At 33.2% G+C, this 13,219-nt stretch carries 10 protein-coding genes and 4 pseudogenes; all 14 read left to right on the top strand.

What is annotated here, in order from left to right:
• Window positions 1-422 precede the first annotated feature (422 nt).
• Window positions 423-1,382: a DUF4062 domain-containing protein gene (locus H9631_RS17375; RefSeq protein ID WP_191815035.1), complete on the top strand. Its 960-nt coding sequence runs from the start codon at window positions 423-425 to the stop codon at window positions 1,380-1,382.
• 482 nt (window positions 1,383-1,864) lie between these two features.
• Window positions 1,865-2,310: pseudogene (locus H9631_RS22990) on the top strand (hypothetical protein); the annotation flags it as partial.
• Window positions 2,268-3,101, top strand: a complete 834-nt coding sequence (locus H9631_RS17365) for a hypothetical protein (protein WP_191815033.1) — start codon at window positions 2,268-2,270, stop codon at window positions 3,099-3,101. The pseudogene H9631_RS22990 and the gene H9631_RS17365, both read left to right, overlap by 43 nt.
• 537 nt (window positions 3,102-3,638) lie before the next feature.
• The gene (locus H9631_RS17360; protein WP_191815031.1) at window positions 3,639-5,276 is read left to right on the top strand and encodes an ATP-dependent nuclease; all 1,638 of its coding nucleotides are present in this window, start codon (window positions 3,639-3,641) and stop codon (window positions 5,274-5,276) included.
• Window positions 5,276-6,379, top strand: a complete 1,104-nt coding sequence (locus H9631_RS17355; RefSeq protein WP_191815029.1) for a UvrD-helicase domain-containing protein — start codon at window positions 5,276-5,278, stop codon at window positions 6,377-6,379. Before H9631_RS17360 ends, H9631_RS17355 begins: the two co-directional genes overlap by 1 nt.
• A gap of 51 nt (window positions 6,380-6,430) precedes the next feature.
• Window positions 6,431-7,558 (top strand): annotated as a pseudogene (locus tag H9631_RS17350) (DNA cytosine methyltransferase).
• Window positions 7,559-7,636: 78 nt separating this feature from the next.
• Entirely contained in the window at window positions 7,637-7,822 is a 186-nt protein-coding gene (locus H9631_RS17345; protein WP_191815088.1) for a hypothetical protein, read from the top strand.
• Between the two features lie 108 nt (window positions 7,823-7,930).
• Window positions 7,931-8,245: a YdcP family protein gene (locus tag H9631_RS17340; RefSeq protein WP_191815027.1), complete on the top strand. Its 315-nt coding sequence runs from the start codon at window positions 7,931-7,933 to the stop codon at window positions 8,243-8,245.
• A 12-nt stretch (window positions 8,246-8,257) separates the two neighbouring features.
• Complete coding sequence (locus tag H9631_RS17335; RefSeq protein ID WP_191815025.1) at window positions 8,258-8,638, top strand: YdcP family protein; 381 nt, start codon at window positions 8,258-8,260, stop codon at window positions 8,636-8,638.
• Window positions 8,638-9,973 (top strand): annotated as a pseudogene (locus H9631_RS17330) (FtsK/SpoIIIE domain-containing protein). Before H9631_RS17335 ends, H9631_RS17330 begins: the two are co-directional and overlap by 1 nt.
• 211 nt (window positions 9,974-10,184) lie before the next feature.
• Window positions 10,185-11,384 carry a MobT family relaxase gene (gene mobT, locus H9631_RS17325; RefSeq protein ID WP_191815082.1) on the top strand — a complete coding sequence of 400 codons (1,200 nt, stop codon included), beginning with the start codon at window positions 10,185-10,187 and terminating at the stop codon, window positions 11,382-11,384.
• A gap of 129 nt (window positions 11,385-11,513) precedes the next feature.
• A pseudogene (locus tag H9631_RS17320) lies at window positions 11,514-11,734 on the top strand (hypothetical protein).
• Window positions 11,735-11,852: 118 nt separating this feature from the next.
• Entirely contained in the window at window positions 11,853-12,620 is a 768-nt protein-coding gene (locus tag H9631_RS17315; protein ID WP_191815023.1) for a hypothetical protein, read from the top strand.
• A gap of 73 nt (window positions 12,621-12,693) precedes the next feature.
• On the top strand, window positions 12,694-13,170 hold the full coding sequence (locus H9631_RS17310) for a hypothetical protein (protein ID WP_191815021.1): 477 nt from the start codon (window positions 12,694-12,696) through the stop codon (window positions 13,168-13,170).
• Window positions 13,171-13,219: the final 49 nt, after the last annotated feature.

Genomic DNA, 13,219 nt, shown 5'->3' with positions numbered 1-13,219 from the left:
CTTAGAAAAGTTTATTCCCACTCTACTTTCATGGTGCTAGATATAGAGCAATATCATTGATTTTAAAGGTTTTTTAGGAAGTATCACCGCTTATATTATGATATAAAAAATTAAAATAATGCAATTTTAATGCAATAAATGCAAATCACTGCTTAGAGTTATCTCTGAAATATTTGATATCTTAAACAAGAGACGTTTCAATTGAAGCGTCTTTTTTGTAGAAACAATTGGAGACAAATATATTAGAATTCTCCATAATAAATACGCTTAACTTTTAAAAAAAGCATCTTCAATTATGGAATCACACCGGAATTAAAGCATAATCAAGACAAAAAATAACTGATATGACATTATAACTATTCTTCATCATATTTACTTGATATAATACAACCAAAAGAACTCAAGTAATCAGGAGGCTTAAAGTGGAAAAAGTAAAGTATCAAGTCTTTCTTAGTTCTACATATGTAGATTTAAGTAAAGAACGCAAGCAAGTTTTAGATGTTTTATTAATGGCTGATTGTATCCCTGCGGGAATGGAATCATTCGTTGCAACTGATGATGAACAGTTTAATGTAATTAAAAAAGTGATAGATTTGTGTGACTACTATATTTTGATTATTGGTAAAAGATATGGGTCTATCAATGAATCTACAGGCATTAGTTACACTGAAATGGAGTATAATTATGCAATAGATAAAGGAATACCTGTCCTTGTGTTTTCTTTAGATGATTCGGTAGAAGTTGATATTAAAAAAATGGAAACTGATGATATCAAAAAAGGAAAACTTGCTGAATTCAAAAATAAAGCTATGCAAAATAGGCTAGCAAGTGTATGGCGTGATACGTCAGAACTTATGGGTAAAGTTGCCATCTCTATCATGCAAGCGAAAAGTGAAATTAAAAGACCTGGATGGCGTAGAGGTAATACTACAGATAACGAAGAATTGTTAAAGCAGATCTTATCTTTAAAAAATGAAAATGAAGAACTAAAAGAAAAACTTTTTTCAATTAATGTGACTGAAAATGAAATTGATTTAGCAAAATCCTTTTACGAAAAAGAAATTACTCTGCACTACACAGAGACCGTCTATGTTTTTACCTCAAATACCAAAGTAGACAAGCAAACTATTACAACTACTTTAAGCGATTTATTTAAGTTTGTCTCCCTAAGACTCACAGGAATTAAAACAATTAATGCTTTTGTAGATGAAGTAAGTGCTTATAAATCTGGTTATTACGTTTCAACTCAAGATGCTTTAAAAGCTAGAAATTGGTTTGAGCAAATTAATTTAATCGAAAGTTATGTTGACAAAGATGGAATTGAAAAAGTAAAGTTGACTGATTTTGGAAAGGACATAATGAACAAATTAAATAATGAATAGAATTTATGAACAAGTAACCTAAATTGTTACTTGTTTTTTCTTTGCTTAGGAAGGAGGAAATCAAGTATGAAATAGCGTATCTTTCGTGGTAAAAAAATTCGTCCGAGTGACAAAGATTTAGTCTTTCATTTTTACAGTGGCTACCTTATTACCAGTTTTCCTGCTGGATATCGTGCTGTTGTATGTTAAGACATTCGGGTAGCTCAACTGACAGGACTTCTCGCTATCGCAAGTAAACAAGTTCAATATTCCCTATCTAAACTATCGGCATTAGTGTCGCAATCCTTACTTGTGGCGTTCCTATTTCAAGCGGTATCGCTTGATCCGGTTAAACAACCCTACCACTGCCTGAAGCTGGCGAAGATGATACTTGAAAAATAAATGGTATGAATCAAGTCAAAACAGATGGCTCCTTTAAAGATGTGTCTTTTGGTTGATCAAAGGAAAAGATAACCTACTTTCCTAAAATGGTTTACCGTTATGAGTATGTTGCCATTATGGAAATGCTGGGAACAAAAGAAAATGCCGCACTTTTAAACAAACTGAAACAGATTGTCATGCTTGATCGCCAAGCTTGCTTAATACTTGCTTTTCAACGTCTAGACGCAAAATGCTTAGGCGAAGGAATCCGTGACCAGCTTAATTTTAGGGTTTCTTTAGGTCGTATGTCTGAAATGAGCTATGGCATGATGTTTGGTAGTGATGTACAAAAAATTTCTTTCTAAAACAAATCAAAGGTCGTGGCTATGTAGATGTTGGAACAAGTGTCATAAGTGAGTTTTATGCACAACTTGTTCCAAAAAGGATACAACTTCATCAGTATACCCCAATAGACCTTAAGAGTAATGTTATAATAATAAAAAGAAACATTTGTGGAGGTATAGTGTGTCAGAACGTGCTTACAGCTTGGAATTGGATAGAAATATAAGTGCAAAACAAGCAAGTGATTTTTCAATCAAGGGACGATTACACGACAGGCGGGCATTTCAATGTAGTAATCCAAACTGTCGAATTAATATGACTTGCACAAACTGGAACAAAAAAGGGATACGATATTTTTTTACACCATCATCTCAAGACGAGCTTCATGTCATTGGATGTAGTGAATTGTCTGAAAAGGAAGTTAAAGAACAAGAAAAACTTGAAAGCGATCTTGCCAAAGAATCTATTCAAAAAAATGGATTAATTAAGATGACAAAATCAGTTGGTAAAGCAAAAAGCAATGATAAAACTAATTTAACAACTGAATTTCCTAGTGGGCAGACTAATCGAACAACTAACTCAAATAGTAAAATGAAAAGCGAATCAAGACACGTCTACCCTATTGCGAGTTTTGTTAATTTATTTGAAGATCCTGAACTAGACAAAGATTCACAAATCATCGCCATCGAAAATGAAAAAATTTCATTGAACGAATTATTTTTGGAAAGTAAAAATAACTTCGTTCCATATAACTGTACGCGAATAATTTACGGGGAAGCAGTAATTAGAACTGCCGAGATTGGTGATAATATGCTGGAAATTGAATTCATTAATAGTAAACTACCAAAAATCTATTCAAATATAAAATCGGTATCTGAGAATAAATCTACATCTGAATTAAAAAAATTCTTAAACACAAACCAAAAAGTAGTTGTCTATTACCGAGGTAAACTAATCAAAAATGGTACTAAGTTTGAATCATTCAATGATAGTGTATTTAAAGATATCTACTTTTAAGAAAGCAAAACAAATCTATAATTCTTCCCCTAAAATCAATTCAATGTAGATTACTTGTAGAATAAAGAAATAAAAAAGAGCCAAAAACCCTTGATATATTACAGCATATAATGCAAAATGCTGTAATATATCAAGGCATTTGGGAATATATCGAAACAAATAAACTGTATAGAAAAGAAAAATAAAAAGTGCAATAAAAGTGCAATTGCACTTAATCAAATATTTGTTGAATTCTGTTACCGATTCCCAAAACTCTAATAGTCAAATTTGGCTAATTTCTATAGATACAAATACTATTATTGTAAAGACATCCATTCATTTGGACGTCTCTTATTTAAAGAGAAGGTACAACAAAACTTATACACTCTATAATTATTTTAACTATTAATCAAATTGTGAGTCATGAAATTTGAAGTGATTCCCTTGTTATGTCTCATGGCGCATTTGAATAGATACTTAATCTATAATGCATTAGATTGTCTTTTCCTAAAAAATACATAATAATAAATTTATACAATATTATATAGGAGAGAGACAATGATCAGAAGTGTAAAAATCGAGAATTTTAAATGTATCAAGGGTTCTTTCACTTTAGATTTTAAAAAGGGAATAAATATCTTAGTTGGAAATAATGAAGCTGGAAAATCTACCATTTTAGAGGCAATACATCTGGCTCTCAGCGGTATATTTAGGGGGAAGTTAGTCAAAGGCAACCTAACTCAATATTTATTTAACTATGAAGTTGTAAAAGAATATATAGAAAATGTTAACAATGGAGAGATATCTGAACCACCTTATATTTTAATTGAATTATATTTAGATGAAGTTCTCCCTATTTTGGAAGGTGATAAGTTTTCTGAAAAAAAGACCTTAGGAAAAACAAGTGGAATTGCATTAAAAATTGCCTTAGATGAAAAATATAATGAAGAATATGAATCATTAATTAAATCGGGAAATATAGAAAGTCTACCAATTGAATACTATGATGTGGAATGGTACTCTTTCGCTAGAAAAGCATTGACTGCTAGAAGCATTCCAATTAAATCATCATTTATCGATGTAGGTTTTAGCAAGTTTCGAAATGGATCGGACATTTATATATCTAGAATTGTTCAAAACATTTTAGATACTGATGAAAAAACTAAAGTTGCACAAGCCTATAGAAAGGTAAAAGAAACTTTTTCAAAAGACCAATCGATTGCTGACATTAACTCAAAAATAACTGATATATCTAAATTAAGCAATAAAGAAATTGAACTGACCGTTGATTTAGGGTCACGTTCAACTTGGGACGGTAGTTTAATAACGCAACTTGATAAAATCCCCTTTGATTTTATAGGTAAAGGAGAGCAATCTATTATAAAAACTGATTTAGCTTTGTCAAACAAAAGGGCAGAAGCTTCATCTATAATCCTAATTGAAGAACCAGAATGTCATATTAGCCACACACGACTTAACCAACTGCTAAATAACATCAAAAACAATTATCATGATAAGCAGATTATACTATCTACTCATAGCAGTTTTGTTTCTAATAAATTAGGTTTAGATAATTTAATATTATTAAATAAACAAAAAACTGTTAAGTTTGATCATTTAAGTTCCAAAGATTTTTTTGAAAAAGTATCAGGATATGACACTCTGCGGTTAATATTATGCAAGAAAGCAATCCTAGTCGAGGGAGATTCTGATGAATTAGTACTTCAAAGGGCATATAGGGACAACAACAATGATAAATTACCTATAGAAGAAGAAGTAGAAATCATTTCCGTAGGAACATCTTTCCTAAGGTTCTTAGAAATTGCTGAGTGTTTAGAGATACCTGTAAAAGTTGTTACAGACAATGATGGAGACTTAGAGTCCTTAAAACGGAAATATAATAATTACTTAGGAAAAAACAAAAAATCAAATATCGAGATTTGCTATGAAGAAAAAATACACACTGGATCACTAACTATAGGAAAAGATAATAAACCTTTTAATTATAATACTTTAGAACCAGCCTTATTTCGTGCAAACAGTTTAGAAAAGTTGAATTCCATATTCGATACTAAATATGAAACTGAGGACTCTCTACTTAAGTACATGAAATCAAATAAGACTGATTGTGCATTAAAAATATTTTCATCTCAAGATAAGATTAAATATCCGGAATATATTATGAGGGCATTGTGATGAAAAATAATCTTTTAGTTGCTGCGGCTGGTGCTGGAAAAACAACTCTTTTCGTACAAGAAGCTTTAAAGCTTACAGAAAGTGTTCTAATTACTACTTTTACAGAAGAAAATAAAAAAGAAATACAAAAGAAATTTTTCGAGTTAAATAATGGTGTTATTCCACATAACGTTATTATTAGAACATGGTTTTCATTTTTAATAGAGCATGGAGCAAAACCGTACCAAGGAAAGTTAACAAAGAAAAATATAAACGGTTTGTTATTGATGAATAAAAAATCAGGATTAAAATATAGAAACGGAAAATTCCCAGTGTACTTCAAAGAAGCGGAAGTTGAGAAACATTACTTTTCAAATGATTTCCAAATATATTCTGATAAGCTCTCAAAATTTGTTGTTCGTTGTAATGAAAAAAATAATGGCTATGTAATTGAACGGATTGCTAAATTATTTAAATATATCTTTATAGACGAAGTACAAGATATGGCAGGATACGATTTAGAGATAATAAAACTTTTGTTTCAATCTGATTCAATTATTAAAATTGCTGGCGATCCTAGGCAAGTAACATATCACACTCATTTTCCCGACAAATACAAAAAATATTCTGACGGAAAAATACAAGAATTTATATTAAATGAATGTAAATCTATAGATTTTAATATCGATACAGAAACTCTTAGAGACAGTTGGCGTAATAGTCAGACTATCTGTGATTTTGCCAACAGTCTATTCCCGGAATATCCATCCTGTGATTCACTCCATAATGAAATTACGGGACATGATGGGGTTTTTCTTGTAAGAGAAAAAGATATTGAACGTTATTTAATAGAATATTCTCCAACACAATTAAGATATTCTAGAACTAAAAAAGTAAACCCAAATTATGAAGTTAAGAATTTTGGAGAATCGAAAGGTACAACACGTGATAGAGTATTAATATATCCAACTCAAAAGATATCGGACTGGTTATTGAATGATAAGAAGCTAAATAATTTTGATATTAAGTGTAAATTTTATGTAGCTGTAACAAGAGCACGATATAGTGTTGCAATTGTATGTAAAAATAATATCGAAACGGATATACTCCCCATATACGAATAGTAATTAATTTTTATTCGCATCGTCATTTGGACGGTATTTACTTACCGACAGATGGCGTTTTTTGTTTTTAAAATGGAGGTGAAATATTTGAAAGATGACATGATTAAAAAGGATTATAACACAAATTTAAAAATGGGAAGTCTTTTTGATGGAATAGGTGTCTTCCCTCTCTCTGCTTCCCGCTATGGAATTAGTCCAACATGGGCAAGTGAGATAGAGAAAGCACCTGTATCTATTACAAAACGACACTTCCCTCATATGCTCCATCTGGGGGATATTACAAAAATAGATGGTGGAAAAATACCCCCTGTTCATATTATTACCTTTGGTTCACCTTGTCAGAACTTATCAAATATCGGAAAACGAGAAGGTCTTACAGGAAGTCAATCTAGTTTATTCTATCACGCGATACGAATTATTGAGGAAATGAGGTGTGCAACGAATGGAACATATCCAGTTATCGCTGTTTGGGAAAACGTCATGTGAGCTTTTTCATCAAATAACAGGTTGGATTTTAAAGCCGTGCTGGAGTCATTCACAAAATCCGATATTCCAATGCCTGCTTCTGGATTCTGGGCAAAAGCTGGAATGGTCCGAAGGAATGATGTTGATTTGTGCTGGTGCGTGTTGGATGCCCTATATTGGGGAAAGCCCACGCTCCCTCAAAGAAGAAGACGTATCTTCCTCGTGGCAGATTTTAGAGGAAAACGTGCCAAAGAAATATTATTTAAAGCCCGCAATTTGCAATCGTTTCCTACGTCTTGCGGAAAAGACAGGTTGTCCTCCACCAGCACCAGTCGAATATCTACTCAAAAAACAAGGGGGAAAATACCCATCGTCCGCCCCTTTCAAGAAAGACGTATGCGAAGTACCGCAAAAGATAGAAACAAAACAGGATTCCACGGAAGTTTTGGACGGACACATGACCCTTTTCCAACTTTGCTTGCAGGTTCCGTAAACTATTTTTCATTTTGGTATGAAGGAGAAGAAAAAGAAGGATTTATTCGTCAGCTTACCCCATTAGAATATGAACGTTTGATGGGATTACCAGAGGGCTGGACAGCTGTTGGAAACAAGGAAGAAGTCATTAGCGATTATGCAAGATATAAAGCGATTGGAAATGCAATTGCTGTACCATGCGCTGAATATATTATGGCTGGTATTGCAGAAGTTTTATAGATAAATCAACTTACGTGTGACAAATTCCATCTGTCATGCTTTTTTTATTGGGTAAATCAAGGAAGGAGTGTGGTTTTTTTGGAAGAAAATGAAGCAAAGGTAATGGAATGGATTAATGATCATTTCGTTATGAATGAAATTGAGATAGAAGATTTTCCCTTTTTTCCTTATGGGAAATTGATACGTGATAAAAATGGAGAAACGATGGTTGTATTTTGGTGCATTATTTATGGTCGGGTGGATTATCGTTTTCAAGAAGCATAAGGAGTGATTGACCCATGAAGATGTATTTTTCTCGTTCCCCTCCCTTCTGCCCTTGCTTTCCATATGAATAGATAACCAAAAATTAAAACAAGAAAAGAGGGCTATATGATGGAATTAAAATATGTGATTCCCAACATGGAAAAGACGTTTGGAAATTTAGAATATGCTGGAGAAGGTAAAGTCGAACAAAGACGGATTAATGGGCGTATGACAACACTGTCGCGCAGTTATAACCTATATTCTGATATTCAACGTGCAGATGATATTGAGGTTATTTTGCCACAAGAAGCAGGAGAGAAATTCTTTGAACATGAGGAAAAAGTAAAATTAGTCAATGCACGTATCACCGCAGAAGGTTATAAAATTGGAGAACGTGGTTTCACAAATTATATTTTACACGCTGACGATCTAGTCAAAGCATAAGGAGAAAAAAATATGAGATTAGCTCAAGGTATTGTCATTGATAATGAAAAGACATTCGGATTGTTAAAATTTTCGGCATTACGTCGTGAAGTGTTTCTTCAAAATGAGGATGGCACGGTATCATCGGAAGTCAAGGAACGCACGTATGACTTAAAATCTCGTGAACAAGGTCGCATGATACAAGTAAGCATCCCTGCTTCCGTGCCTTTAAAAGAGTTTGATTACAATGCGGAAGTAGAGCTTATAAATCCTGTCGCAGATACCGTCGCAAATGCGACTTTTCGTGGTGCTGATGTCGATTGGTACATCAAGGCAGATGATTTAGTCTTAAAGGGAAAAGCGTCAACATCGACTAGTAATGTTTCAAAGTCTACTCCTGATAAGGAAAAATAATGAAGACTTTTAAAAGACGAGGGAAACGCATTAAGGAAAAAGATGCTTCCCTCGTTTTTCAATTTATATTCTTTGGGCTGGTTGGTGTATTGCTCGTTTCCTTTATCCCTTTTCATCTGTCCTTTTTACTCTCGACCACATGGCAATTGGATGACTTTCAAGCACACTTTATCAGCACGTATGGATTGGTGACATTGTTAATTAGTCTTGCCTTAACTGCTGGATGTGCATATCTCTATTATCGCTATCGGTATGACAAAATAAAACAAGTCATTCACCGTCAAAAGCTCGCAAAAATGATTTTGGAGAACGGATGGTATGAAACAAAACAAATTACACAAGAGGGCTTCTTTAAAGATATTCCATCCAATAAATCGAAGGAAAAAATCAGCCACTTTCCAAAGATGTATTATCGGTTTGAAAAAGGATTATTGTATATTCAAGTGGAAATTACACTCGGTAAATCAAGAACCCCTTTTAAATTTAGAAACGAAATTAGAAAGTGGCCTGTATTGTGAATTGGTATCAAAAGAGTTACATGATTCCTATGTGGAGTATATTCTTTTCTATGATATGATTGCGAACCGTATTTCCATTGAGGAAGTTACTGTGCAAAATGGCAGCTTAAAGGTGATGGAATCACTTTATTGGGAATATGATAAACTTCCGCATATGTTAATTGCTGGTGGAACAGGCGGAGGAAAAAGCTATTTTATTCTTACATTGATTGAAGCGCTACTCAAAACAGATGCAAAGTTGTATATTTTAGATCCGAAAAATGCCGATTTAGCGGATTTAGCCACTGTTATGCCTGATGTCTATTATAAAAAGGATGATATGACAGCTTGTATCGACCTATTTTATGAAGATATGATGACACGAAATGAAGAAATGAAACAAATGCCAAACTACAAGACTGGAAAAAACTATGCTTATTTAGGTTTACCTGCTCGCTTTTTAATTTTTGACGAGTACACATCCTTCATGGAAATGATCGGCAAAGAAAGTATCAAAGTGATGAGTAAACTAAAACAAATCGTCATGTTAGGTAGACAATCAGGCTTTTTCCTTATTCTCGCCTGTCAACGACCAGATGCAAAATACCTTGGAGATGGCATTCGTGATCAATTTAATTTTCGGGTGGCTTTAGGTCGTATGAGTGAACTCGGATACGGTATGGTTTTCGGCAGCGACGTACAAAAACAATTTTTCTTAAAACAGATCAAAGGTCGAGGGTATGTTGATAAAGGGGATAATGTGATTTCTGAATTTTACACACCGTTTGTCCCAAAAGGTCATGATTTTCTAAAAGAAATTGAAAAATTAGTGTCATAAAGGCTGCACAGTGCGGCGGCGTGCGAAGCGAAAGCCGACGTGCTGGGCAAAGCCTGCGTGGCGATAGCCACCCTTTACCCCCCGTTTCTAACAGGGGGGTAGAAAAACAATAAGAAACTGTTTCAAAAGTCTAAAGCCCTTTGTGCATCAAGGGTTTAGAACATATTACGAAGATGTCAGCTTTTATGCTTTAGTTGACATCTTTTTTGTGTTGGGAGGAATGCATATGAATGAGATACCTTGGTATCGACAATTAAAAGAAAAACGATTGGCATATGGCGTATCGCAAAATAAATTAGCGGTACATGTAGGAATTTCAAGGCAGTATATAAGTGAGATTGAAACTGGAAAAATCACACCGACCCAAACGTTACAACAAGCGATGTTCGATATTTTAGAACAATTTAATCCAGAAGCGCCTTTGGAAATCTTATTTGATTACGTGCGAATACGCTTTTTAACAACGAACCCGAAGCCTGTTATTGAAGAAATCTTACGGTTGAAAATGGAGTATATGATCCATGAAGATTACGCGTTTTATTCTTACTTGGAACAATATGTTTTTGGTGACATTGTCGTCATGGTTTCGCCAGATGAAGATAAAGGTTGTTTACTTGAACTCAAAGGCAAGGGTTGCCGTCAATTTGAAAACTTTTTATTAGCCCAGCAACGTACATGGTTTGATTTCTTTATGGATGTATTTCGCGTGAATGGTGTATTTAAACGAGTTGACCTAGCGATAAATGATAAAACAGGCATATTGGATATTCCATTTCTAACGAACAAATGCCGAAATGAAGAATGTATTTCCGTTTTTCGTAGCTTTAAAAGTTATCGTTCTGGCGAATTGGTTCATGGAGAAGAAAAACGTGATATGGGAAATACGTTATATATTGGTTCCTTGAAAAGTGATGTGTATTTTTGCGTGTATGAAAAAGATTACGAACAGTACGTGAAACACGGCGCATCACTTGAAGACACAGACATTAAAAATCGTTTTGAAATTCGATTGAAAAATGACCGTGCCTATCATGCAGTTGTTGATTTAATGACGTATGAGGATGCGGGACGAACAGCTTTTTCTATTATTAATCGCTATATTCGATTTGTTGATAAAGATGAGAAAAAACGACGAAGTAGTTGGCCAATGAATGCAGAGTGGCAGCGTTTTTTAGATTTAGGTGAAAACAGAAAAATATATTTAACAACAAAACCTGAACCTTACACATTCGATAAAACACATAGATGGTTGGCTCGACAAGTAGCACCTACTTGGAAGTTAGCAACAAAACTCGATGAAATCAATCAAACGACCGTGATTAAAGATATGTTGGATCAAGCGAAGTTAAGCAAGCGTCATCAACAATTATTGATGCAACAGGCTCTTAAGACAGAAGATGTCATTAAATGATGGATTGGAGGATTTTCATGAAATTATTAAAGTATATTTTTCTTACTATCATAGGTGGTATCATTTTATGGTTTATCGAATGTATGCGTAAAATAACAAAATATTAGCAGATGGAAGGAGAAATGAATAATGAACTTTGGACAAAATTTGTATAACTGGTTTTTAAGTAATGCGCAGTCTTTAGTGTTAATGGCGATTGTTGTGATTGGAATTTATTTAGGATTTAAACGGGAGTTCTCTAAGCTGATGGATTTTTAATAGTTGCTTTAATTGCGGTTGGATTAGTATTTAATGCAAGTGGTGTGAAGGATGTGTTGTTGAATTTGTTCAATAGAATTATTGGCGCTTAGATGTTACAATTTATAGATATATCTAAGTATTATAATGTAAAAAGATAAGGTATTACTTACCCGACTTAGAGGTTGGAAACCAGAAAATTAAGATGGGTAAGTTGAGGAAGGTGTATTTATGGAGAATAATAAGATTGAGTTAAATAATAGCTTACCAAAAGTAGGAACAAATTCTGCAGTCCAATTCTTTAGTTCTGTCAATAAAGATTTGAAGCTGTTTTATTTTGTTGTGAATAATGTGGTAAACATGGACTATGCTTCATATAGGGCAAGAGAAGCCCTTGATGGGAATGATGATGTTTATTCTGAACCAAGTGAATTACTTGATAAAAAACCTGGAAAATTAACATTACAGCTAAGAGAACATAAACAAGAATTAATAGAAATGTTTTTTAGTAGGCTCGTAGATAATTTTCAAGTTTATATTATTGATATAATACGGGAAATACTAAAAGTAAAACCGCAAATATTATATAATCGACAGCCAACAGTCTCAATGGAACAAATATTAAAATATGATAATATTGATGCTCTTGTACAGGATTTAATAGAGGAAAAAGTAAGTTCATTATCTTATAGTGGATTAGGTAAAGTTCAAGAATGGTGTAAAGAAAGAGGTATCCCATTAGAATTGCCTGAAGATAGACGTGAAACAATTATAGAATATATAGCTATAAGAAATCTCATAATTCATAACAGAGGATATGTTGACGAGAGATATGTAAAAACAATAAGAAATACTAAGTTCAAAAATGGAATGAAAAGAAATTTAAGTGTAGATAACCTGTATGATGCAATCAAAGATTTGAATTCCGTAGTCTACCATACAGATGAAAAAGCTCATGAGAAGTTTCAACTAGAAACAATGGAATTCCCCATTCTATAAAAATCTTCAACTATAAAAACGGGTACTATTACGGAAAAATAATTAGAAAAAGTTAACCAGATGTTTAGTATGTATGTATTTATTTAATATTAAGGATGTGAGTGGGATATTACAATCTTTGTTCGGTTTGATTGGTGTTGTAATTGGCGGATTTATTTCGTATGTAGTACAAACAATGCATCAAGATAGAATTAAAAAAACAAATGATAAACGTGAAAAACATATAGCATATAATAAATTTCTTCTTCTCGAAGGAAGAAAAACCCCCTTGAAACATAAGATACATCAAGGAGATAAAGTTGATTTTGAATGGAAAACATATGTTGAAGGAACAAGGGATGTTTTATATGAAAATCTGCATTTGTTTAACAAGAAAATAGTTCAGAATGTTTTAGAAATAGATCTTGTCGGAGAAGAAGCCGAAGTGATGGGACCTGAGCAACATCATATAGAACGGATATTTTATTTGTATTCGCAGATAAAATCATCGATTGAAAAAGATTATAAAACTGATATTAATAGTAACTCAACTTTCGCACCAACAAAATAAGTACTAATCGTTGGCTAGACTGAATCTTGAGCCTATCAATTATGTTGCT

The sequence above is a fragment of the Bacillus norwichensis genome, assembly GCF_014836955.1.
Taxonomy (GTDB): domain Bacteria; phylum Bacillota; class Bacilli; order Bacillales; family Bacillaceae_C; genus Siminovitchia; species Siminovitchia norwichensis.
Note: the sequence above shows the minus strand (reverse complement) of the source record. Positions and strands in the feature narration are given on the sequence as shown.